Here is a 23,999-nt window from a genome sequence, read left to right as displayed (position 1 = left end):
CCATGAATTTAGTAGAAAGATACCCAAAACGAAACTATACACCATCCGCGACACCGATTGAAAAACTGGAACACCTTTCGCGCGCATTAGGCGGTCCAGATATTTATATCAAACGGGATGATCTGCTTGGTCTTACGGCAGGGGGAAATAAGACAAGAAAACTGGAATATCTCGTTGCTGATGCCCTTGAACAAGGTGCAGATACATTAATCACTGCCGGAGGAGTCCAGTCCAATCATGCCCGTTTGACCTTGGCTGCCGCCGTGAAGGAAGGATTGAAATGCCAGCTTGTATTAGAAGAGACGGAAACTCATCCGTACAACGACAAGGCGAGCGGAAATAACCTACTTTACCATCTATTAGGTGTAGAAAAGGTTAAGACTTTGCAAGCGGGGCAGGATTTGACTTCAGCGATGGCAGAATTAAACGCAGAATTGCAGAAGGTAGGACGCAAAGGGTACATGATCCCCGTTGGCGGTTCGAATGAAATTGGCTCATTGGGCTATGCGGTTTGTGCCAATGAGATTACTAGACAAGCAGAGCAAGAGAATCTGTATTTTGATCATATCGTGGTCCCGAGCGGCAGCGGCGGGACACAAGTGGGCTTAATTCTCGGCTTTTCGGGAAGCCGTCATGAACATAACATCCTTGGCATTAACGTCAGCCGGAGTACAGAACTCCAAGAAGAATTGATTTCCGGGCTGTTAGAAAGAGTGTGCAGCTATTATGATGTAGCGGGCAAAATTTCCGAGAATGTCATCCGTTGTAATGGCGAATACGTCGGTCAAGGCTATGCGATTCCAACTGAAGGAATGATAGAGGCTGTCCAGCTTGTGGCACAGACGGAAGGGATTTTACTTGACCCGGTGTATACGGGTAAAGCCATGGCCGGGTTAATCGACTACGTTCGTACTGGTCAATTTAAAGAAGGCGAAAAGGTTCTGTTCGTTCACACCGGCGGTTCACCAGCGTTATATCAATATGCGGAAACCATCCTTTCCGGGCTGAAGCGCTAACTGAAACGTGCAGTATTTCTTTAGAAAGGAGAAAAAGATGAAACTATTTATTTCAGCTGATATTGAAGGTGTTTCAGGTGTTGTCCACATGGAACACACGATGCGGGATGGCAGAGAACATGACCGGGCCAGAATGCTTATGACAGAGGAAGTCAATGCTGCGATTCGCGGGGCGCTGGATGCCGGCGCAACAGAAATTGTTGTCAATGATTCCCACGGGACGATGCGCAACATCATTCCGGAAAGCCTATTACCCGAGGCGGAACTTATCATCGGATCGCCGAAACGATTATCGATGATGCAGGGCATTGATGAAACCTTCGATGCCGCACTATTCGTGGGGTATCATACCCAAGCGGGTGAAAATGGAATTTTAAGCCACAGCTATGACAGCCGGGTCGTAAAGGGGATCACCATTAATGGCGTGAAATACGGCGAATTGGGTGTGAACTCCCTGATTGCCGGCCATTTCAACGTACCTGTTGTGATGGTATCTGGGTGCCAGCTGCTGGCATTGGAAGCAAAAGCGCTCAGCCCGAATATCGAGACTGCGATTGTGAAGAAAAGTGTGTTCCGAACGACGGCGCAGAATCTCCATCCAGCTCGTGCCCAGGAAATCATCCGGGAGAAGGCCGCAGCAGGGATTCGTAAGCGGAGTGAAATTGAGCCTTTCGCCATCAAGGCCCCATTCCATGTGGAGGTGGAATTTTTACAGCCGGGCTTAGCGGATGCTGCGGATATTTCGCCGCTTGTTGCGAGAACATCTCCTAGTTCCATTACCTTTACAGCAAATGAAATCATGGCATGTTATCAAATGCTGCGGGTCGTCATTTCAATGGCCGGCTCGGCATTATCATAATATCTGAATTTATAAGTTTTGACTTTGAGAAATGTCCAGCTCCAGGCACCATCGGCTCGAGGTCACAAGCCAATCCGTCCAAAAGGTTAAAAAGCAATTTTTCGGCAGGCTCGTCTTGTGCTTGCCGCCGATGGGCGGGCGCCTTGTGCTTTTCTAATGCCCTGCTCTGATGTTTCGAACGATGATTTGAGGTAATATCATTTTAACTATAAAAGGGGAATCACCATGTCATTGAAAAGAGTACAAATACTTTTAGCGGTACTGCTGGTTTTTTCAGTTGTGCTGGCGGGCTGTCAAAGCAATAACGCAAGCTCGAAGAATCCAAAGGATTCCACGGAAAAGGTTGCGAAAAAGAATGGAAATGACCTTACCGTTGCCATTGATTCAGATGGTAACACATTGGACCCTCACGATTATCAAGCAAACGTTGAGGATATCATGGCCAAAACCATGTACGAAACACTTTTTAAGTTTAATAAGGAAGGGAAATTGGAGCCGTTTCTTGCTTCTGGTTTTGAAGTAAGCAGCGATGGCTTGGTTTATACGATTTCCTTGAAGGATGGTATTAAGTTCCATGATGGTGCACCATTTGATGCCGAAGCCGTAAAAGCAAACCTGGATCGGATTGCCAATCCTGACAATCATATGGCTGGATACAGCATGATGTCGATGATCAAAGAAACAAAGGTAATCGACAGCCATAAGCTTGAAGTAACAATAGATAAACCTTTTTCCGGATTTCTAAATAACGTAGCTACATTTGGCATTGCCAGCCCCAAAGCACTGGAAAACCCGAAAGAGCTTGCCCAGCATCCAGTCGGAACTGGCCAATATATTTTAAAAGAATGGGTACGCAACGACCATTTGACCGTTGAGAAAAATCCTGAATACTGGCAAAGCGGTCAGCCGAAAATTGACCAAATCACCTTTAAGCCTGTTCCTGAAAACGGGGCACGTATTGCCATGTTGAAAGCCGGCGAAGCTGACTATATTTATCCTGTGCCGGCTGAAATGGCAAAAAGCGTGGATGGCCAAAACGGAATTGAACTCGTGAAAGAGCCTTCTGTGTATGTGGAATATCTTTCTATGAATAACACGAAAAAGCCTTTTGATAACGTAAAGGTTAGACAGGCCATCAACTATGCAATTGATAAAAAGGCGTTTGTGGAAGTGGTAAAAGGAGGATACGGGATTATTTCCGAGTCTGTCATTTCTCCGCAAATGGAGTTCTATTCCAAACAGGAGCAGTACCAATATAATCCTGAAAAAGCAAAGGAACTACTGAAAGAAGCTGGTTATAAAGATGGTTTTGAAACGGTCCTTTGGAGTAAAAATACATCTGAAAGAATCAAAGCGATGGAGTTTATCCAGCAGCAGCTTGCCCAAGTCGGCATCAAGGTAAAAGTTCAGCCAATGGAACCAGGTGTCTTAACGGATAAAATCAATACAGACCCTAACATTGACTTATATTTTGGAGGCTGGTCTACAGGTACTGGTAACCCATTAATGGCCATCCAGCCATTATTGAGCGGCGAGCAGTTCCCACCAACAGGCTGGAATACTGCCTATTATAAAAATGATCAGGTGACACAGCTCATTAAAGATGGCCATGTCACGATTGATCTAAAAGAAAGAGAAAGCCAGCTGAAGGAAATACAATCTCTAATCTGGAAGGATGCTCCTTGGGCGTTCATGGATGTCCAAGTATCCGTTGGAGCGAAGAAAAGTTATGTGAAGGGTGTAGAAATCACGTCAGATAGCTCACTGAATTTCCATAATGCGGAGATTGCGAAATAATGTTTGACGTGTAAAGGGAGCCTCGGCTCCCTTTACTTTTATCCCTTTACCGAAAGGATTGAATGGGCATGAATTCTAATGAGTTGGAGTCTGTTTTACAAGCGTTTCCCAAGGCAAAGCTTGCCATCCAGGCGTCCCCGTTACAAAGGCTGGTGAATTTGGAACAAATGATTCATGTTCCGAATGTCTTTGTTAAGAGAGATGATTTAAACGGGTTGGGGGCTGGCGGTAATAAGGTACGCAATCTCGAGTATTTATTGGGTGATGCCTTGGAGCGCGACTGTGACGTTGTGATTGCCTCTGGCCAGATTGATTCTAATTTATGCATGCTCACGGCAGCAGCCTGCCGGAAATTAGGGATTGAATGTGCTCTCGTCCATAATAATGATGCACCCAAGCACTTAAAAGGAAATATGATTCTCAATGATATTTTGGGAATCAAGCAAATCTATTTAGGGGAAGTGGATGAAGCCTTCAGGAGCCAGCAGGTTGACAAGGTGAAGCAGGATTATCAATCTTCTGGACGACGACCATATGTGATCTATAATGGTGCATCTACACCATTGGGGTCGTTGGGATATGTGGATGGTGCGCTGGAACTTTTCCATCAAATAACAAACGATAATCTCCACATTACCGATATTTTTGTCCCTGGGGGCAATGGAGGCCTGGCTGCTGGGATGATTTTTGGCGCCGGGGTATTGGATTTGCCCTTTCACGTTCATGTCGTATCTGTCGAACATGCTAAGGAAAAATTACATGATGAACTAGTCGAGTTAATCAGCGGCATGGAAGAGTTGACCAACATAACAGTAAACTATCCTTTACATGAGATAATGACCATTTATGAAGAGTATCGGGGAGAGGGATGGAATCGTCCGACAGCCGAAGCGGATCAGATGATTTACGAATTAGCTAGGTTAGAGGGAATATTTTTAGAAAAAACGTATACAAGTAAAGCATTTTTAGGGATGAAAGATTTACTGGCGACCGGAAAAGTAAGAAGTGTAGGAGCTTGCTTTTTACACTCTGGAGGATTTTCGTCTTTATTTAGTCAGTATTAAAAATTAAGCTCTGTTATAGTTCATAGGAGATTTTCGTGTAGGTATGAGAATTCATAGACGGAGAATTTCCGGCTAATGTATATAGTGGAAGCATAAGAAGCAGATTTAAGCGGAGATATTCCGATTAACTGCTCAGAATAAGACAAAATCCAACGATTTGGAGAATATAACCGGAAAAACTGCCTTTATTTTTAAGTAAATATGGGTATTTCGCAATTTAAACGGAATTTTTCCGTTTATTGTTCAAACACAGTAAAATCAACATTCAGTTATAACAGAGCCAAAAATTAAAAGGAGGATTCGGATGATGCTTGTTCAAAGAGTTCAAAACTACCAAAAAGATTTATATGATACGATGATCATTCCATTTACGACCCCGGTTACGGTCGTATCCAAGGAAATCAGAATGCTGAAAGGGCACATCAGTGCTAGTTCTTTTAGCGGAAAGTCACAGGAAATCTATCAGTTCACACATGTAGATGGAGATAAATCGGTGAATGTCATTCTACTAGGTTTAGGTCAACCCGAGCAGTTGAAGCACGAAACCATCTACCAGGTATTTGCCAAAGGTTTTTCATCATGCCGCAAGCTGCAATCAGAGAATGCGATTGTATTTTACGATAATATCACCGGTGAAGTTGGAAACGAAGTCATCGCAGAAAAGGCGTTTGAGGCCGCTTATCTGGCCAATTATACGTTTGAAAAATATAAAACTGCTAAAAGTGAAAAGGCAGAAACTAGAGTTGATTTCCTCAGTAAAAATGAGAATCTGGACCATGCATTGCTGGAAGCGCAACATTGTGCAACAGGTACCATGATGGCTAGAAATCTCATCAACGAACCGCCAAACTACATGACCCCTTCAAAGCTGGCGGAAGAGGCTAAAAAGGTTGGAGAGGAAGCGAATTTTAACGTAACGGTTTATGATGCTGCAGAGATTGAAAAGTTAGGCATGAATCTATTTTTAGCAGTTGGAAAAGGATCTGCCCACCAGCCGGCTTTCATTGTGATGGAACACTTTGGTGACCCTGACAGCGATAGGAAAGTGGGGATGGTCGGAAAGGGAATTACTTTTGACACTGGCGGTTACTCCCTAAAATCAGAGGCATCCATGACAAACATGCACGGGGATATGGGCGGTGCAGCCGCGGTTATTGGTGCCATGAAAGTCATTTCAGAGATGAAGCTTAAAATCAATGTAGTTGCTGTCGTGGCTGCATGCGAGAATCGTGTTTCGGACAAATCCTATTTGCCGGGAGATATTGTCCAGTCGATGTCCGGAAAATTTGTCGAGGTTAATAATACCGATGCCGAAGGAAGACTGACCCTAGCAGATGCGATTACCTACCTCATCCAAAAGCATGATGTTGGATGCGTTATTGATATTGCCACGTTAACAGGTGCGGTCATTGATGCATTGGGCAAGCGAATCGCTGGATTCTTTACAAACGATTCAGTGATAAGAAGCGTCATGAACGAAGCTTCTCATCGCTCTATGGAAAGAATTTGGGAGCTTCCGTTTGATGATGGATTACGGAGTGTTATTCAATCTGATGTGGCCGATTTGAAAAACAGTGCTTTTGGCTCAAATAAGGGTGGATATGCGATTGTTGCTGCACTCTTCATAAGTGAGTTTGTTGAAAATCGTCCTTGGGTCCACTTGGATATAGCAGGAACGTCATGGTCAACGGAAGAATTGGATGATTGCCCTAAAGGTGGGGTTGGTTACGGTGTAAGACTTTTGTATCACGTAGTCAAAATTTTAGAGAGGGATCAGGTGTAACCTAGTAACCAAAATATACTTGTAAAAAAGAATCGGCGGTGTTGGAAATGGATAGAATGCGGTTACGCGACCTCGGCATAACGATTGGAAGATTTAAAACAGGAAAATATAATTCTATCACAGATATACAAGGGGTTAAGGTAGGGCATGTAACACTTTCACATGAGACAGACGATGGTCGGAAGGTGCAAACGGGGGTAACCGCAATCCTCCCCCACTCAGATAATATTTTTCAAGAAAAAGTGGTAGGAAACTCTTACATCATTAATGGTTTTGGAAAAACGGTTGGAACCATTCAGCTGCAGGAATTGGGTGTGATCGAAAGCCCCATCCTTTTAACCAATACATTTTCCGTTCCCGCGGTATGGGAAGGGACGATTCGCTACCTGCTGGATCAAAATCCGCAAATCGGCACCACGACGGGCACTGCCAATGTCATTGTGGGAGAATGCAATGATGGCTACCTCAATGATATCCGCGGACTGCACGTTAAACCAGAGCACGCCCACCAAGCGATTGTATCGGCTGCATCTGGGATAGTGGAAGAGGGGTGTGTCGGGGCTGGAACGGGCATGTCTTGTTTAGGGTATAAAGGCGGAATTGGAACAAGTTCACGAATGGCTGACTTTGGCGAACGACAATATACTGTGGGCGCTTTCGTGTTAAGCAATTTTGGGGAAAGGAAGGACCTTAGAATTCCGGGTGGTGGATTACTAGAGACAGAGGACCGAGAAAAAATGCCAGATGGGTCCATTATGATGATTCTTGCGACGGATGCACCGCTAAATGATAGGCAGCTGAAACGATTAGCCAAACGCGCTTCATTTGGACTTTCAAGAACGGGCTCCTATGCCGCCCACGGCAGTGGTGATATTGTCATTGCGTTTTCAACTGCCCATCGAATTCCACATGAATGGCCATCTAATCAGGGTACTCTATCTTTTAACTTTTTAAGAGAAGATGGCCGTTTTATTTCTCAATTGTTTGAGATGTCCGTAGATGCTGTGGAAGAAGCGATTTGGAATTCTATTTGTAAAGCAACTACCACTGAAGGGAATCATGGAAGGATTCGAGAGGAAATCCCTTATCAGATATTCGCAGGACCATCTTCTTAAGGAGGTATGATACATGATTACAGCATATTTTAACGGTACATATATTGATCCAGCTGACCTAGTAGTACCAATTGATGAAAGAGGCCATCAATTTGGTGATGGCGTATATGAGATGATCAGGGTTTATAATGGAACCCCATTTATGTTAGAAGAACATATAGATAGATTGTATCGAAGCGCACATGCCATAAAGTTACAGATTGATCCTGACCGGAGTGCCTTAAAAAATACGATGTTCGAACTCATTCAAAAAAGCGGCTTAACAAATCTCGACCTTTATGTTCAAGTGACAAGGGGAATAGCACCAAGAAACCATCTGTTTCCGAATTGCCCTGTATCTGTTTCCATGACCGTCAAACCCTTTCGCACAATTCAGATTGGAGAAAATGGGGCCGGTGTCACCTTTTACCCCGATGAGCGCTGGCAAAACTGCTATATTAAATCACTAAACTTGTTGCCGAATATTTTGGCTAAGCAATCTGCTCATGAGGATGGATACCTAGAAGCCATATTAGTACGGGATGGCAAAGTAACCGAAGGAACGAGTTCCAATGTATATATGGTAAAGAACTCTGCCATTATGACTACTCCTCTTTCAAAACAGATTTTGTCGGGGATTACCCGAATGGCCGTAAAGGACATAGCACTACAGGCTGGAATTCCGTTCATTGAACAACAGTTTACGCCAGATGAAATGCTCCAAGCGGATGAAATCTTCATTACCAGTACGACAATGGAAATTATGCCAATTGTTCGGGTTAGAGAGAAGGTAATGAACATGGGGAAAGCAGGGGCTATTACAAGCACCCTAAGGGGAAAATTCAACGAGCTTAAGTAAATCTATCCGCGCCTGTCACGCACAGGAATCAACTTTACTCCCTACTATACTTGGATACTACTTCCATTGACAGTAAAATACTGCTAATTTCCATACCCGCAGAGGCCATGGGGACGGTTCTCTGCTTCATCGGACACTTAGGTTAGTGGGTTAGAAGAAGTGCTGGTGTGATCGGGGTGACATATTTCGACACAATTTATAATAGAAACTCTCTATTTATCGGTGATGAGGGTAGTTTTAATTAATCGTTTGTTTAGTATCAAAATGTGGAAATTTTTGTAGGTTCATAGTTTTTATAAGTAATTTTGAAGATAATTATCGAAGATTGAGACCTATCATCGACAGAAATTTCTCGGACAAACTGACCTGAGTTCGCTTAACATAAGGGTTTTGGCCGCATTTAATCAAACGATTAATTAGTACATTTCTTGTTAATCAAATGTTTGATTGGATTGGTTGCTTTTGTTGCTATAGAGGGGGTTACGTGATTTTTGAAGGGGGAAGTTTGTCGTCCGCTTATGCCAGTGATAATTAAGAGAAATCCCCTTTCCCCTTCTAGCAAGTATTTGATATGATGTGGTTCAGACTACTAATTACTATTAGCATGGAAAGCTGAACATTTATTTCTCATTTTATCAAGGAGACTAGTCATGCAGAAACTTCAAAGGATTTCAAACCGCATTGTGTATTTACCGCCTTATCAAGAAACGGACAGGCCTATTTTAGCAGCAGTAGCAGGGGAGGAACGGACATTATTGATTGATGCCGGAAATTCTTCCAGCCATGCGCAGCTATTTTTGGCACAATTAGCAGACCTTCAAATAAAGGGAGATTTTCTTGTGCTCACGCATTGGCATTGGGATCATGTTTTTGGGATGAACGACATGCCGATGCCCATCTTTGCTTTTGAAAAAACGCAAGAGAACGTGATCGACATGCAGCAGCTTTCCTGGGAAGATGAATTCCTTGATCAACGGGTCAAAGAGGGAATCGAAATCCCGTTTTGTGCCGATGCCATCAAAAAGGAGCTTGGCAATCAACGTGAGATCATTCTCCCTGCGCCGGCTGTCACATTCGATCATCGCATGACCATCAACCTTGGCGGCCTAACGGCCATAATTGAGCATGTGGGCGGGGATCATTCGGATGATTCTTGCGTTATTTATATACCTGAGGAAAAAGTGCTGTTTCTAGGGGATTGTCTCTATGCCAATCTTTATTCGGAAAAATGGAACTACACAATAGAGAAAACGCAGCGATTAATCGAACAAATTGAAACCTATGATGCCGAAACCTTTTTCCTCTCCCACCACGAAGCGCCGATGATGAAAAAGGAGTTTCAATCCATGCTTAACACGCTAAAGAATGCAGCAAACCTGACGAAGCAAACTAAAGGGGATCAAGCAGCGATTACGGCAGAAATGTCGAAGGATCTGCAAAGAGAATTAAATGAATTTGAGGTCGAAACGATTCAGTTTTTTGTTAATGGGTATGAGGGGTAAAGTGTGAAGAAGTGAAGCAGGGGACGGTTCTCTGCTTCTTTTTCCTTTTCAATCAGAAATAATAAAGTTGGAATTACCGGTGTCATGCTTTGGGATTTGTCGAAAATTGATAGGTTTTTAGATTAGTAGAAAGTGATAGTATGGAGTTGCAGGGAGAAGTGTTAGCAGCACTTCTCTTTTTTATTACATATCCATTATATCCAGAAATATTCCATTTTGAAAAGGGAAACCAGTTGCGGTGCCTGATTGTTTTTGTTTTTTGACTCCGAAATCTACTTTAAGACCCATGCCCTAATTTACTAGAGATTTCGGATGTGTTTTCTAGAAGGTGGTTAACTAATTCTTTTTGTTTTGACATAATCCTGATGGAGGGTGCACAAATACTTATGGCAGCAGCAATTTTGCCGTGACGTGAAAAGACAGGAGCGGCAACGCAGGATATACCGCTTTCAAATGTTTCAAATGACAAATAATAGCCTTTAAGTCTTATCTGCTCCAATTCCGCAAGAATCATGTTTGGGTCCACGGTAGTATGGGGAGAATGAGGTTCCAGTTTCGCCGTAGAGAGATAATCGTCAACCATTTTTGGATCACTATAGGCTAATAAAACCTTTCCCAATCCTGTTGCATAAGGAGGGGAGGTTAAGGATAAATGGAATTGCAAACGCAATCCTGATCCTTGATTCATAATCCTATCCAGTAATACGACTATATTAGAATCCAACACCCCCAGGTGAACTAGTTCATTAGTTGCGGATGATAATTTAATGAGATGCGGATGGGCAACTTTACGGATATCTAGCCTTTTTTCGTAAGCATTTCCCACCTCTAAACAGGATAACCCCAGCTGATATTTTCCTGTACTCGTATCTTGAGAAATGAACCCCTTTTCCTCCATGTCATGTAATAGTTTCGACAAATAACTTTTTTTCATCTCAAGCATTTCTGCCATTTCACCTAGGCTGCAATCTTCATGTTCTCTAAAAAACAATAAGATATCCAATGCGTGCGAAACATTTCCATAGGAAGTGCGCTTACTTTCTGACAAAACCATTTCCTCCCTCTATTAATCTTTGGTATTCACCAGAAAACTAATATGAAATTTTAAATACTAGAGTTTACGTAGTTAATGATGTTCACCAAATATTCCCGCCCTAATAATCTTCATAAAGGAAGAGAGTGTGGCTTATTCAATATAACTTCCCGCGTCACATCTAAAAAGGCCCTTAAAGCTGGGGACATCCATTTGTCTTTGTGCCAAACTAATTGTGTCACGATAGGAAAATCAGGGCCAACCCATTTCAATATTGCCATACGGCCTTGAGCCACTTCACTCTCTACGGCGATCTTTGGCAGCGCTGCTATTCCGATTCCTGCTATTACACATTTCTTTATCGCCTCCACATCACCAAGTTCCAGTTTGCTGGACGGCTGAGCTCCTGCCTCTGCCATTGATTCCTCAAATAATCGGCGATAATCGCATTTTTCAGTCACAAGCAGCGGCTGACCCTCCAAATCTAACGGGCTGACCGCAGGCTTTTTTGCTAAGAAGTGATCTGGATGACTTACGATAACAATAGGCTCTGGAATAAGCAGGTCAACGATTAGGCTTTCCGACGTAATAGGTATCATGGATATTAAGACTGCATCTATATGACCTTTAGAAAGAAGCCCCTCCATCTCCGTTTCTGCTATCCCGGGTCGAAATACAAGTTGTACCTTTGGATAAAGAGACTGAAATTGGCTCAGCAATGATGGCAATCGGTATGTACACTGTGTTTCCGAAGCGCAAATTGTAAGGATCCCACTTGGCTCAATGTATCCGCCGACCGTTTCCTTCGCCTCTTCAGATAGTTGAATAATTCGATCCGCATATAACTTAAAACGATGCCCCGCTTCACTTAATATCACACGTTTCCCCAATCTTTCGAACAAGGGAACACCAAGCTCTTCCTCAAGCGACTTAATATGTGCTGTTATGCTAGATTGGGCGAAGCATAGGATTTCGGCGGTTCGTGTAAAGTTTAGTTCTTGTGCAGCAGTTTGAAAAATCATCAACTGTTTTAGTTCCAAAGCAGTCACTCCTAAATCGTTTTTACCGATGATAATATTCAGAATATTTCTATAGACTGATAATACCATGTTTTGTATCATGATTGTAAGCGGTATCAAAGATTTATTTTTTCAAAGGAATATAAATACCCCAAAATTATTTGTAGAAAGGATGTTAATTAATATGACTACAGTGCCTTTTAAGTATTTTATGCCAACACAAGTAGAATGCGGAGCTGGTATATCTGAAAAGACGGGAGAGATTGTTAAAGATTTAGGAGTTGCTAGGTTACTCATTATTACTGATAAAGGGGTAAGAGCTGCCGGCCTTCTAGATGGAATTGAGAAATCCCTAACGGCTGTAAATCTGGATTATGAAATTTTTGACGAGGTGGAGCCGAACCCATCAGCGGAAACGATTCATAAAGGGGTCGATTATCTTAAAGAACATAAATGTGAAGCGGTTATTGCTGTAGGTGGAGGAAGCAGTATTGATACGGCTAAAGGAGTAGCAGTGATGGCTGTAAATCCTGGACACATATTGGATTATGAAGGGGCGGGAAAAGTTACGGTTCCCCCACTTCCAATCATTGCCATACCGACTACGGCAGGGACAGGAAGCGAAACAACGAATTCGACTGTTATAACAAATAAAGAAACTTCTTTTAAATTAGCTGTGCTGAGTCCACTTTTATTTCCTAAGATCGCTCTATTGGATCCAAATCTGATTCTGCACTTGCCTCAAGAAATTACTGCAGCAACAGGAATGGATGCATTAACCCATGCGATTGAATCTTATACATCTAAGGCCGCTAACCCTGTCAGCCAGGCTTTTGCCATGCAGGCCATTAAAATGATTGGGGAAAATTTAACAAAGTCTTACTTTGTTGGAACAGATCTTGAAAGCAGAGAAAAAATGCTGGTAGCCTCCATGCTTGCCGGAGTTGCATTTTCCCAGTCCCGCTTAGGAAATGTACATGCTATTTCTCATACATTTGGGGGGACGTTCAATATCCCGCATGGCATCGCGAATGCAGCACTATTGCCTTTTGTTATGAGATTTAATCTGCCGGCATGTGCTGATCAGTATAAAGATACTACTATAGCATTAGGAAAGGACGTTACCGGACTATCTACACTAGAGGCTGCCGAAAAGGCGATTGAGACTGTGATTGAAATGAATCAAGCTATGAATATCCCACTTAATATAAAAGACTTAGGAGTTTCATTAGAATATCTGCCAAAGTTAGTAAAAGATTCAATGAGGAGTGGAAATGTTCTCATTAATCCAAGACTTACGAAACCTGCAGATATTCAGTCAATAATTGAAAATGCCTATTATGGGAATTTGGAAGGGCCAACAAAAGAGAAAGAAGTTCTTCCTCTAGAAAATGTCCTCTACCCAGTATAAAAGTTTCCTGGCAGCTCAGAAAAAAGGAAAGGTAGGAATTTGAAATGCAAAACATGATTGCGAAAGACGTAAAAACTTATTTGAACTTTATTAATGGAGAATGGAAAGCTTCCTTCACAAATGAAAGCAAAAGCAGCAACAACCCTGCAAATAAAAATGAAATCGTCGGTTATGTACAAGCATCCTCACGGGAGGATTTGGACTCCGCTGTTGCAGCAGCAAAACAGGCACAAACTTTTTGGCGAAAACTTTCTGGTGCAGCAAGAGGCGACTATTTATATAAAGTAGCTAATGTGATAGAAGGACGTCTTGATGAAATAGCTGAAACCATGACAAAAGAGATGGGTAAGACCATTCAAGAATCAAAAGGGGAAACAGCACGCGGGGTGGCCATTCTTCGTTATTTTGCTGGTGAAGGAATGAGGAAAATCGGTGATGTTATTCCATCAACAGATAGTAAAGCGCTTATGTTTACCTCACGTGTACCTCTTGGTGTTGTAGGCGTTATCTCACCATGGAACTTTCCGGTAGCCATCCCGATTTGGAAAATGGCTCCGGCGCTAATCTATGGAAACACTGTTGTGCTGAAGCCGGCACAAGAAGTATCCGTTACTGCCGCTAAATTAATGGAGTGTTTTGAGGAAGCTGGCTTTCCACCCGGTGTTGTGAATATGGTAACTGGTCAAGGAAGTATTATCGGTCAAGGGATTATTGACCATCCAGATATTAATGGAATTACTTTTACAGGGTCTAATACGGTTGGAAAAGCGGTTGGTCAAGGAGCTCTTGCTCGTGGGGCAAAATACCAACTCGAAATGGGCGGCAAGAATCCTGTTATTGTTTTAAATGATGCAGATCTTAATCTTGCAGTTGAAGGAACGATTAGCGGAGGCTTACGCTCAACTGGTCAAAAATGTACAGCAACAAGTCGTGTTTTTGTGCAGGCTCATGTATATGAAGAGTTTAAAGCAAGGCTGTTGGCAAAAGTTAAAGAACTAAAAGTAGGAGACGGAATGCTAGAAGATTCGTGGATGGGGCCATGCGCAAGTGAGAATCAATTAAATACAGTTCTATCATATATTCAGATAGGAAAAGAAGAGGGAGCAACACTTGTATACGGTGGCGATAGACTTACCAACGACGAAACAGAAAACGGATTTTTTGTAGAGCCTACTATATTTGAAAATGTGAGAAACAACATGACGATCGCTCAGGAAGAAATCTTCGGGCCAGTTCTTGCATTAATTAAGGTCGAGACTTTTGAGGAAGCATTAAAACTCGCGAACGATGTGGAATTTGGCCTAAGTGCATCTATTTATACAAAAGACATTAGTACCATGTTATCTTTCATTAGCGAAATGGAAGCCGGCCTTGTTAGAGTTAATGCAGAAACAGCAGGTGTTGAGCTTCAAGCTCCATTTGGCGGAATGAAGCAATCCAGCTCTCATTCACGGGAGCAGGGACAGGCTGCAATAGAATTCTTTACAGCCATTAAAACGGTATATGTAACAGCATAATCATATTCTCCTATAGATATTGGAGTCCTTTATACATGATAGGGGACTCCTGCTAATCAAATGCATATGGGGGATATTTAAAAAATTCAACGAATCACCTTTGGCATTATATCTTATTTGATATTAACCTTATTATTCATAATTAGAATTGGAGAGATTTTATGGATTTGGCAATTATTCTACTGGCACTAGGGTTACTTGTGTTTGTTGCCTATCGAGGCTTTTCGGTTATCATTTTTGCGCCGTTATGTGCCTTATTGGCTGTATTCTTAACAGAACCTACTCACGTACTGCCATTCTTTTCTAATATATTCATGGTAAAGATGGTTGATTTTATCAAACTATATTTTCCCGTTTTCCTATTGGGAGCTATCTTTGGTAAGGTAATTGAAATGACGGGCATCGCTCAAAGAATTGCTAAAATTATTGTTAAATTTATTGGTGCTAAGCGGGCGATCTTAACCATCGTGTTAATGGGGGCTATTCTCACATACAGTGGTGTGAGCTTATTCGTAGCCGTATTTGCTATTTATCCCTTTGCATCACAGCTATTCCGTGAAGCCAATATTCCGAAGCGGCTTATACCGGCTACCATCGCATTCAGTGCTTTTACTTTTTCAATGGATGCAGTTCCAGGTTCGCCGCAGCTTCAGAATGTCATTCCAACAAGTTTCTTTAAAACGGATCTCTATTCAGCACCTATACTAGGAATGATTGGTGCATTGTTTATTTTCGTAGTTGGTATGTGGTATTTAGAAAGTCGGCGTCGCAAGGCTGAAAAGGCTGGAGAAGGTTACTATGGCAAAGGTGGAGATGCGATTTCTGAAATGGCAGCTGCTGTTGAGACTTTGCCTGCATCCATGGTTCCAAGGATTTCAGGAGTTTCCATTAGTGCAAAAGATTGGCTCGCTTTCTTCCCACTTGTACTTGTAGGGATCACGAATAAACTTTTTACCACTTATCTTCCACACTGGTATCCAAATGGTTTTGATTTTGCTAAAATCGGCCTAGAAAGTTTTGGAAACGTTAACATGGGACAGGTTCTAGCTATTTGGTCCGTCGAATTAGCGCTTCTTGTTGGAATTTTAAGTGCTATTTTACTGAATTTCCAAGCGGTAAAGATTAATGTTAAAGAGAATCTTAATGTTGGAATAGGCGGCTCCTTACTTGCCACAATGAATACGGCATCGGAATATGGTTTCGGTGGTGTTATTGCCGCTTTACCTAGCTATGCTGCCATCCAGAACTCCCTCACTGATACCTTTTCGAATCCATTGGTCAACGGTGCTGTCATGACAAATGTTTTGTCGGGGATCATAGGTTCTGGATCCGGAGGAATGAGTATCGTTTTAAGTGCAATGGCAGATAAGTATATAGAGGCGGCAAACGCATTTGGTATACCGTTAGAGGTTATGCACCGTGTCATGGCTATGGCAGCTGGAGGCATGGACACCTTACCACATAATGGTGCCGTCATAACGTTACTTGCCGTAACTGGATTGACCCATCGTCAAGCATATAAGGATATATTTGCTATAACTATCATCAAAACAATAGCTGCATTCTTTATCATTGTGGTTTACAGTCTTACTGGAATTGTATAAGCGAATTTTCAACGAAGCAGGGGACGATTCTCTTGCTTCGTTTTCCTTTTTTTTTTCTAAATGCCAGGCAATCTGGCGCATGATAATATAACAGCAATAAAAAAACAGTTTAAAAAACTCTATGTGACCTATGTCGCATAATGGAGATTAAATAATATATGAGTTATTATTTAAGGCTCTTTTCTGAAAGGTTGTTGCATTTTTGGATTCGCCGATAAAGTAGTTCAATTCGCCGATATATTTATAGATTCGCCGATATAATCGTACAATTCGCCGATAAACTAGATTAACTCGCTAATAAGTGTAATTTCACACCTTTTAGGGGTTTAAACGTGTTTCATAACAACATTCTTTACGAAATCAGCCATATTTATGGATTTGGGCTATTTTTTTAAAACAAAAAAGCACCACAATTGTGGTGCAACTAGTTTTATCCTTTTCAATCCTCGACATTTTTTCGCTAGAGAGATATGTTCAGAAGTGAAGGGGATTGGAGCTGTTTTTACCCTATTATTGAGCTAATTTTTCTTGAACATTCTCTGATTCTTTCATTCTATTATTACTCAATTTGTATGCAATAAACAGGATGATTGTCCAGACTGGAGCAACATAGAGAGCGACTCTTGTAAAAGGTAGAAACGCCATAATAACGATGATGGAAATCATAAAGACGATCGCGAAATAACTTGAGTACGGCCAAAAAGGCATTTTGTAAGAGAGTTTATCTACTTCACCATTTGCGATCTTGATTCTTCTGAATTTCAGCTGACTAAACAAAATGGCAAGCCAGTTAGAAACGAGTCCAACTACAACGATGGTAGAAAAGACGCTGAAAGCACTAGCAGGCATAATATAGTTCATTAAAACACCAGTTAACTGAGAGGCAATGACAATAAAGAGACTAATGAATGGTACTTTACTTTTGTTCAGTTTACTTATAAAATGAGGCGCCTTACCTTGTAAGGATAAACTATACAAGACACGAGTAGCGGAATAGATCCCGCTATTCAGAGCGGAAACTGCTGCTGATAGGATAACCAAATTAATAATGGACGCTGCTCCAGGAATGCCCATTTTTGAAAAAACTGTTACAAATGGGCTTCCATTCGCACCGATACTCTCCCAATCAAAGAGGGAAACCATAATCGTGATCGCGCCCACATAAAAGATTAGTATTCTCCAAAACACACCATTGATGGCCTGCGGGATTGTCTTTTTCACATCTCCCGTTTCTGCAGCGGCTATACCAACCATTTCCACGCCGCCAAATGCGAAAGCTACTAATACTAGCGACAATATCCAGCCGCTAATACCCATCGGGAAAAGTCCGCCGTTATTTGTAAGATTACTAAATCCAACCGCATCGCCACTATTGCCTATACCAAACAATAGCATCGCTCCACCAAGGATAATCATCCCGATGATGGCAACAACCTTAATAAGTGAAAGCCAGAACTCAATCTCCCCATATGCCTTTACCGTCGCTACATTTATTAAAATGACCAAGCAAAGGACAAATAGCGCAGATACCCAGACCGGGAAATCAGGAAGCCAGAACTGAATGTAATGACCGATCGCGGCATATTCAGCTGCCCCGCCAGCCGCCATGGTTAATAGAGCAGTCCATCCTAAGTAAAACCCAGCGAAAGGTGAAATATAACGGCCGGCATACGTAACATATGATCCGGATACTGGTTCTTCAACTGCCATCTCCCCTAAAGCCCGCATAATCAGATAGATTGCTACGCCAACAGCTAGATAGGCAAAAATGATGGAAGGTCCAGCCGAATGAATCGCCCCAGCCGCTCCGTAAAAGAGACCAACACCAATTGCCCCGCCGATCGCAATCATTTGGATATGGCGATTTTTTAAACTGCGATTCAAGCCTTCCGTTTCAACTATATGATTAGAATTTTTAGCGTTCATCGTATTCCCCCTAATAATCTTTTAAAATAAAATGATGTTCATGTTATTAATTTTGAAATAATTGCCAGCTTGTCCTATAATAGGTATAGGGAGTCTTCCTCCGTGTATTAGAGTTTGTTTGGCCACTTACTCATTTGAATATAGGGGAGGTACTCCTGTTCAAAATGCTAAATCCCCAGGCAAGAAATTCTTCTCTTATTTACTTTTCACTGCAATTACTTCCACTTCTACCAACACATTCTTAGGTAATTCACGTACCGCAACTGTCGAACGTGCCGGCTTATGATCGATAAAATATGTTTCATAGGTTTTATTGAATTCTGGAAAATCTGCCATGTCTCTCAAGAAACAAGTAGTTTTTACAACATTGGTAAAATCCTTTTGATTTTCTTTTAATAGGTTCCTTAAATTTTCCATCACTTGTTCTGTCTGTTCATGAATTCCTCCTTTCACCACTTCATTCGTTACTGGATTAACTGGAATTTGGCCTGATGTAAATAGGAATTCACCGACTTCTATTGCTTGAGAATAGGGACCTATTGCTTCTGGTGCTGCCTTTGTATAAACCGTATTCATGTGTATTCTCCTCCTATTTTTGAAAATTCTGATTTTTTATTTAAAAATTAGGTATAAGTGCCGTGTTTACCCTTTCGGCACTCATACATTTTTTAGACTGCCTGTTTTACTTCACTACTTCTTTTAATTTAGTTACATGTATGTCTTCAAATTCTCTTGCGATTCTTTCAAATGCTTCCTTAATAATCGGTCTAGGTGATGGGATGCAAATTCTCTGATACTGTAATCCTTCTTCTCCAAACATACTTCCATCTTCTAGTAATACATTTGCTTTGTTATAAATTCGATCATGCACTTCTTTAGGTGATAGACCATACGCACTAAAGTCCATCCACATCACGTAAGTCCCTTCAGGAATTCTTACTTTTACTTGAGGCATTCTTTCCGCTAAGAAATTTACCACCCATTCCATTGTGCCATCGATGTATTCTTTCAATTGGTCTAGCCAATCTTCACCCTCATTGTAGACGGCTATAAGGGCAGAGATCGTGAATGGCGATCCTAATTGGAAGCCCATTGTGTCACTGAATCTTTTTCTTAGCTCTGGATTTGGAATGATCACGTTTGTGCAATGAAGTCCTGCTACATTAAAGGTTTTATTGATTGCTGTACACGTGATAATATGATCATCATTGTCAGTAGCCTTTGTGATAGGAGTAAATGTCTGGTTACGTCTAACTAAATCTCCGTGAATTTCATCCGCAATGATAAGCACATCATTTTTCGCACAAATTTCGGCTAATTTTTGAAGCTCTTCCCTATTAAAGACTCTTCCTGTTGGATTATGCGGATTACAAAGAATGAACATCTTCGTCTTTTCATCTTTCGCTTTCGCTTCAAAATCTTCGAAATCAATAGAATAATAACCTTCTTCGTCACATTTAAGCGCATTATTCATCACTTGTCTTCGGTTATTTTCTATGGCTGCCGTAAATGGTGGATAAACTGGACGTTGAATAATGATCCCATCTCCTGGATCTGTGAATGCTCTTACTGCAATATTTAAAGCATGGACAGTACCTGGACTGTATAGGATTTCCTCCTTCTTGATCTCCCAATCATACCTTTTGCTAAACCAATGTTGGATAGCCTCATAATACTCGTCAGGAAATACGGAATAGCCAAATATCTTATGATCCACTGTTTTATGTAATGCGTCTAGTAATGGTTGCGGTACCGGTAAATCCATGTCCGCTGTAAATAATGGTAACGACTGTTCGTCATATCTTTCTGTAATACCCATTTCTTTAATTAATTTTCCGCCATCCCATTTTAAAGAATAGGTTCCTCTTCGATTGACTACTTCATCAAAATTATATTTCATGTGAAATCCGCCTTTCATTTTTCCTTATTCGACTTACTATTAAACTTTCAATAGATGGTCAATGTTGCAATTCATTTATAAACTTGCCATTTTGCTGTTTTGTATCGAGTTTATTTAAATACCGATAGACTGTGGCTTCTGATGTTTTCAAATACAGCGCAACTTCTGATACAGCACCCTTAATCAAAAATACGCCCTTCTCATTTAATTGTTTCACTACCTCAATTTTTTCATCGGCAGACATTCTATCAGGAGAAATAGTTGTTTCTGAAAGGGTTTTTAAAATAATCGACGTAGTGAGTTCTTCGATTGACGTGTGAAAATCTTCAATGGGATTCTCAATATCGCCTGGAGTCCGTCCATTTAGGTCTAAGCCATTGGATGATACCTCAAATGCACCATTGATCAAACTGTCCAAAAGATTCCTAGTTTCAACCATTTTGCTTAGATCCATGTTAAAGCAGAGCAGACCGACAACGTTCCCAAGGTCATCTTTAATGAAGAAGGTAGACGAGCGTACAATCTTCCCTTCATGCGTTTTTCCAGAGTAATTGAGTAGATAGTCCTTTTCGACATATGATTTATTCTTTAATATTTTTAATGCTAAATCTGTTAGTGACCCACCAACTTTTCTGTTACTAATATGGCTATTTTTAATCGCAACAATAGAATTCTCAATATTTCTCACATCGTGTAGAACAACTTCGCATTGGTTCCCCAGTACACATCCTAAAAATTCAACAAGTTGAATGTAGGGCTGTAATTGCGAAGGTATGTGATTGCTCATTTTTTAAATAAACCTCCTCGTTAAAAATAATAATTTCTCATTGTAATAATTTATTATTATTACTTCTATTTTTATTATACATAACCTGAAATCGCTTACAATATATTTTTTAAAAAATTTTCAAAATATTTGGAGGGACGACGGGACATGGACGATTCTCATGTTTCATCGAACAGGATCGTCCCCCGTGGCACTTAAGATTGGTAGAATCAGAGATTTTTAGATTGGAATGATGCATAAGAACCGTCCCCTGCTTCATTCGAAAATTAAACAAAAAAGTTATTTGAAAATTTACACAAGTATGATAAACTGATGTTAGTTTGGTATATGGAACTAGGTTTATTATACTAAACCACCTGAGAATGGAGCGATCACAATGAAAGAAAAGTATTGGGTGCCCGCAATCGAGAGGGCGGATAAAGTGTTAAAGCTAATTGGTGAATATCCAAATCAGCTGCGCCTGATTGAATTATCCAAACGAGCAGACATTAATAAAAGTTCCCTATTTTCCCTTTTAAATACATTGGAAACATTAAAGTGGGTAACCAAGGAGGATGGCGATTCCTATTCCTTAGGTCCTGCATTAGCTGCGATAGGCTCATCGTATTTCCGGCAGTTTAATATTTTGCAGTCATTTTATAAAGAAGCAAGCCAATCTGTTTCCAAAATTAATGAGCATATCCAGTTAGGCATTTTAGACGAAGGGGATGTCGTTTATTTAGGAAAAATGGAAGGGGATTCAAGGGTCCGCCTGATTACCGATCCCGGTATGCGGTTTCCTGCCTACGCTTCTGCGATTGGGAAAATTCAATTAACACCCTGCTCAAAGACAGAACTCGAGGAAATTTTCCCGGATCAATGGGAGTCAAAAACACCATTTACGATTTCCAACATTGATGCTCTTTATGAAAATGTGCAAGAGGCGAAAAGAAATGGCTATGCGATTGAGAATCAAGAAGCTTCATTAGGATTTCACTGTGTAGCAGCGCCTGTTTATAATTTTGAAAATAAAATCATCGCTGGAGTTAGTTTTACCATGATGACCAGTAGTTGGGAACAGAAAAAAGACGCTGCAAGGGAAGAAATCCTCCAACTTGCCAGCCGCTTATCACAGCTTGCGGGCTTTACGGGGGAACAAAAACAAAGGATCGAATAGAAATTCTAAAAAAGGAGTGGAGATTTTTATGCAAACGACTTTTATCGAAAAAACGTATAAAAACTTTATCAATAATGAATGGATAGCGTCGGGATCTGAAAAGACCATCAAAAGTATCAACCCGGCCAATAAAGAAGAAATTGTCGGTTACGTGCAAAATTCCACGATTGAAGACTTGGAAAACGCTGTACAAGCGGCACATAAGGCAAAAAAGTCCTGGAAAAAGCTTGGGCAGGCGGCACGGGGTCAGCTGCTATTTAAAGCGGCCAATCTAGTGGAAGAAAACCTGGATGACATTGCTGAATCATTGACGCGCGAGATGGGGAAAACGCTTCCAGAGGCTAAAGGCGAAACCGCCCGCGGTGTGGCGATTCTCCGCTATTATGCTGGGGAAGGGATGCGGAAGGACGGGGATGTTATTCCATCGTCGGATAAGGATGCACTCATGTTTACCAAGCGGTCACCTTTAGGCGTAGTCGGCGTGATTACACCTTGGAATTTCCCTGTTGCCATTCCGATTTGGAAACTGGCCCCGGCTCTTGTTTATGGAAATACTGTTGTGTTCAAGCCGGCAACGGAGGCAGCTGTAACGGCGGCAAAAATAGTGGAATGCTTTGCAAAAGCGGGGCTTCCTGAAGGGGTTTTGAATTTTATCACAGGTTCAGGTTCAGTCATTGGTCAAGCGTTGATTGATCATCCACTCTTAAATGCCATTACGTTTACCGGCTCTGAAGCGGTTGGAGAAGGGGTCGCAAAATCAGCGGCAGCCCGCGGGATTAAATTCCAATTGGAAATGGGCGGCAAGAACCCTGTGATCGTGACAAAAGATGCGGATTTAGATGCTGCGGTAGAAGCTGTAATCAGCGGAGGCTTCCGATCGACAGGACAAAAGTGTACAGCATCAAGCCGTGTCATTGTTGAAAAAGCGGTGTACGAACGTTTTAAAGAGAAGCTGGTGCAAGAGACGGAAAAGATTACCGTTGGAGATGGGTTAAAGGATGGCATCTGGATGGGGCCATGTGCCAGTGAAAGTCAGTTTACTACTGTGAAAAAGTATATTGAGCAAGGAAAAGAAGAGGGAGCTTCCCTGCTTTACGGTGGAGAGGCATTGACTGGCGCTGAGTTTGATAAAGGATTTTATGTCGCGCCAACCATCTTTGACCATGTAAAACCTGATATGGCGATTGCTCAGGAGGAAATTTTCGGCCCGGTTATTGCGCTCCTTCAAGCTGAGGATTTAGAAGACGCCATTGAGATTGCTAATGATACGAAATATGGATTAAGTGCCTCCATCTTTACATCGAATATTGGTTCACTGCTTGAATTTATTGATGATATTGATGCCGGCCTTGTTCGCATCAATGCCGAGAGTGCAGGAGTGGAATTACAGGCGCCGTTTGGGGGCATGAAAGCATCGAGCACCGGTTCAAGAGAACAAGGGGAAGCGGCAAAGGAATTCTTCACCGCCATTAAAACCGTTTTTATTAAAGGCTAATCAGAATGGGAGATTGCTATTCTAGTATTCTCCTAGACTAAAATAGTAAGCGCTTTTATTTTTAGGCTCTGTTAAAACTGAATGTTGATTTCACTGTGTTTGAAAAATAAACGGTAAAATTCCGTTTAAATTGGGAAATACCCATATTTTCCTGAAAATAAAGGAAGTTTTTCCGTT

19 protein-coding genes are annotated in these 23,999 nt (G+C 41.5%); 13 read left to right on the top strand and 6 right to left on the bottom strand.

The window, feature by feature from the left end; all coding sequences use genetic code 11:
- The first annotated feature begins 2 nt into the window (after positions 1-2).
- From cuyA to BABA_RS00545, 8 genes are all read left to right on the top strand, one after another.
- Positions 3-1,016 (top strand): D-cysteate sulfo-lyase, encoded by a 1,014-nt coding sequence (gene cuyA, locus BABA_RS00580; RefSeq protein WP_007083161.1) that lies wholly within the window; start codon positions 3-5, stop codon positions 1,014-1,016.
- A gap of 7 nt (positions 1,017-1,023) precedes the next feature.
- Positions 1,024-1,875, top strand: a complete 852-nt coding sequence (locus BABA_RS00575; protein WP_235749531.1) for a M55 family metallopeptidase — start codon at positions 1,024-1,026, stop codon at positions 1,873-1,875.
- A 225-nt stretch (positions 1,876-2,100) separates the two neighbouring features.
- On the top strand, positions 2,101-3,672 hold the full coding sequence (locus BABA_RS00570) for a glutathione ABC transporter substrate-binding protein (RefSeq protein ID WP_007083159.1): 1,572 nt from the start codon (positions 2,101-2,103) through the stop codon (positions 3,670-3,672).
- Positions 3,673-3,740: 68 nt separating this feature from the next.
- The gene (locus BABA_RS00565) at positions 3,741-4,736 is read left to right on the top strand and encodes a pyridoxal-phosphate dependent enzyme (RefSeq protein ID WP_007083158.1); all 996 of its coding nucleotides are present in this window, start codon (positions 3,741-3,743) and stop codon (positions 4,734-4,736) included.
- Between the two features lie 304 nt (positions 4,737-5,040).
- Positions 5,041-6,519 carry a leucyl aminopeptidase gene (locus tag BABA_RS00560; RefSeq protein WP_040344755.1) on the top strand — a complete coding sequence of 493 codons (1,479 nt, stop codon included), beginning with the start codon at positions 5,041-5,043 and terminating at the stop codon, positions 6,517-6,519.
- Between the two features lie 47 nt (positions 6,520-6,566).
- Positions 6,567-7,634, top strand: coding sequence for a DmpA family aminopeptidase (locus tag BABA_RS00555; protein ID WP_007083156.1), 1,068 nt, complete (start codon positions 6,567-6,569; stop codon positions 7,632-7,634).
- Between the two features lie 13 nt (positions 7,635-7,647).
- A complete protein-coding gene (gene dat, locus BABA_RS00550) occupies positions 7,648-8,472 on the top strand; it encodes a D-amino-acid transaminase (protein WP_007083155.1) in 825 nt (274 codons plus the stop codon).
- Positions 8,473-9,122: 650 nt separating this feature from the next.
- A complete protein-coding gene (locus BABA_RS00545) occupies positions 9,123-9,974 on the top strand; it encodes an MBL fold metallo-hydrolase (protein WP_007083154.1) in 852 nt (283 codons plus the stop codon).
- Between the two features lie 277 nt (positions 9,975-10,251).
- Here BABA_RS00545 and BABA_RS00540 read toward each other — a convergent pair whose 3' ends face one another.
- Positions 10,252-11,028 (bottom strand): IclR family transcriptional regulator, encoded by a 777-nt coding sequence (locus BABA_RS00540; RefSeq protein ID WP_420805968.1) that lies wholly within the window; start codon positions 11,026-11,028, stop codon positions 10,252-10,254.
- A 110-nt stretch (positions 11,029-11,138) separates the two neighbouring features.
- Positions 11,139-12,047: a LysR family transcriptional regulator gene (locus BABA_RS00535; protein ID WP_040344753.1), complete on the bottom strand. Its 909-nt coding sequence runs from the start codon at positions 12,045-12,047 to the stop codon at positions 11,139-11,141.
- 163 nt (positions 12,048-12,210) lie between these two features.
- On the opposite strand from BABA_RS00535, the gene BABA_RS00530 reads away from it, so the two are divergent.
- From BABA_RS00530 to BABA_RS00520, 3 genes are all read left to right on the top strand, one after another.
- A complete protein-coding gene (locus BABA_RS00530; RefSeq protein WP_157273067.1) occupies positions 12,211-13,437 on the top strand; it encodes an iron-containing alcohol dehydrogenase in 1,227 nt (408 codons plus the stop codon).
- 44 nt (positions 13,438-13,481) lie between these two features.
- Positions 13,482-14,954 (top strand): alpha-ketoglutaric semialdehyde dehydrogenase GucD, encoded by a 1,473-nt coding sequence (gene gucD, locus BABA_RS00525; RefSeq protein ID WP_007083150.1) that lies wholly within the window; start codon positions 13,482-13,484, stop codon positions 14,952-14,954.
- Between the two features lie 161 nt (positions 14,955-15,115).
- Positions 15,116-16,558, top strand: a complete 1,443-nt coding sequence (locus BABA_RS00520; protein WP_007083149.1) for a GntP family permease — start codon at positions 15,116-15,118, stop codon at positions 16,556-16,558.
- A 510-nt stretch (positions 16,559-17,068) separates the two neighbouring features.
- Here BABA_RS00520 and BABA_RS00515 read toward each other — a convergent pair.
- The 4 genes from BABA_RS00515 to BABA_RS00500 form a co-directional block, all read right to left on the bottom strand.
- Positions 17,069-18,484, bottom strand: coding sequence for an amino acid permease (locus BABA_RS00515; RefSeq protein ID WP_007083148.1), 1,416 nt, complete (start codon positions 18,482-18,484; stop codon positions 17,069-17,071).
- 195 nt (positions 18,485-18,679) lie between these two features.
- On the bottom strand, positions 18,680-19,060 hold the full coding sequence (locus tag BABA_RS00510; protein ID WP_007083147.1) for a RidA family protein: 381 nt from the start codon (positions 19,058-19,060) through the stop codon (positions 18,680-18,682).
- Between the two features lie 106 nt (positions 19,061-19,166).
- The gene (locus BABA_RS00505) at positions 19,167-20,384 is read right to left on the bottom strand and encodes a MalY/PatB family protein (RefSeq protein WP_007083146.1); all 1,218 of its coding nucleotides are present in this window, start codon (positions 20,382-20,384) and stop codon (positions 19,167-19,169) included.
- Between the two features lie 58 nt (positions 20,385-20,442).
- Complete coding sequence (locus BABA_RS00500) at positions 20,443-21,171, bottom strand: helix-turn-helix transcriptional regulator (RefSeq protein WP_007083145.1); 729 nt, start codon at positions 21,169-21,171, stop codon at positions 20,443-20,445.
- 376 nt (positions 21,172-21,547) lie between these two features.
- Between BABA_RS00500 and BABA_RS00495 the strand changes: the two genes are divergently transcribed.
- Positions 21,548-22,327, top strand: a complete 780-nt coding sequence (locus BABA_RS00495) for an IclR family transcriptional regulator (RefSeq protein ID WP_007083144.1) — start codon at positions 21,548-21,550, stop codon at positions 22,325-22,327.
- 28 nt (positions 22,328-22,355) lie between these two features.
- Positions 22,356-23,822 carry an alpha-ketoglutaric semialdehyde dehydrogenase GucD gene (gene gucD, locus BABA_RS00490; protein WP_007083143.1) on the top strand — a complete coding sequence of 489 codons (1,467 nt, stop codon included), beginning with the start codon at positions 22,356-22,358 and terminating at the stop codon, positions 23,820-23,822.
- The last annotated feature ends 177 nt before the right edge of the window (positions 23,823-23,999 follow it).

The sequence above is a fragment of the Neobacillus bataviensis LMG 21833 genome, from assembly GCF_000307875.1.
Taxonomy (GTDB): domain Bacteria; phylum Bacillota; class Bacilli; order Bacillales; family Cytobacillaceae; genus Neobacillus; species Neobacillus bataviensis.
This window is presented reverse-complemented; position numbering and strand designations above follow the sequence as displayed.

Excerpts from the sequence above, each read along its gene's own strand:
- BABA_RS00570 (WP_007083159.1), top strand. The coding sequence starts at position 2,101 with ATGTCATTGAAAAGAGTACAAATACTTTTAGCGGTACTGCTGGTTTTT.
- BABA_RS00510 (WP_007083147.1), bottom strand. The coding sequence starts at position 19,060 with ATGAATACGGTTTATACAAAGGCAGCACCAGAAGCAATAGGTCCCTAT.
- BABA_RS00565 (WP_007083158.1), top strand. The coding sequence starts at position 3,741 with ATGAATTCTAATGAGTTGGAGTCTGTTTTACAAGCGTTTCCCAAGGCA.
- dat (WP_007083155.1), top strand. The coding sequence starts at position 7,648 with ATGATTACAGCATATTTTAACGGTACATATATTGATCCAGCTGACCTA.
- BABA_RS00540 (WP_420805968.1), bottom strand. The coding sequence starts at position 11,028 with ATGGTTTTGTCAGAAAGTAAGCGCACTTCCTATGGAAATGTTTCGCAC.
- BABA_RS00495 (WP_007083144.1), top strand. The coding sequence starts at position 21,548 with ATGAAAGAAAAGTATTGGGTGCCCGCAATCGAGAGGGCGGATAAAGTG.
- BABA_RS00530 (WP_157273067.1), top strand. The coding sequence starts at position 12,211 with ATGACTACAGTGCCTTTTAAGTATTTTATGCCAACACAAGTAGAATGC.
- BABA_RS00520 (WP_007083149.1), top strand. The coding sequence starts at position 15,116 with ATGGATTTGGCAATTATTCTACTGGCACTAGGGTTACTTGTGTTTGTT.
- BABA_RS00545 (WP_007083154.1), top strand. The coding sequence starts at position 9,123 with ATGCAGAAACTTCAAAGGATTTCAAACCGCATTGTGTATTTACCGCCT.
- BABA_RS00555 (WP_007083156.1), top strand. The coding sequence starts at position 6,567 with ATGGATAGAATGCGGTTACGCGACCTCGGCATAACGATTGGAAGATTT.
- gucD (WP_007083143.1), top strand. The coding sequence starts at position 22,356 with ATGCAAACGACTTTTATCGAAAAAACGTATAAAAACTTTATCAATAAT.
- gucD (WP_007083150.1), top strand. The coding sequence starts at position 13,482 with ATGCAAAACATGATTGCGAAAGACGTAAAAACTTATTTGAACTTTATT.
- cuyA (WP_007083161.1), top strand. The coding sequence starts at position 3 with ATGAATTTAGTAGAAAGATACCCAAAACGAAACTATACACCATCCGCG.
- BABA_RS00515 (WP_007083148.1), bottom strand. The coding sequence starts at position 18,484 with ATGAACGCTAAAAATTCTAATCATATAGTTGAAACGGAAGGCTTGAAT.
- BABA_RS00505 (WP_007083146.1), bottom strand. The coding sequence starts at position 20,384 with ATGAAATATAATTTTGATGAAGTAGTCAATCGAAGAGGAACCTATTCT.
- BABA_RS00560 (WP_040344755.1), top strand. The coding sequence starts at position 5,041 with ATGATGCTTGTTCAAAGAGTTCAAAACTACCAAAAAGATTTATATGAT.
- BABA_RS00500 (WP_007083145.1), bottom strand. The coding sequence starts at position 21,171 with ATGAGCAATCACATACCTTCGCAATTACAGCCCTACATTCAACTTGTT.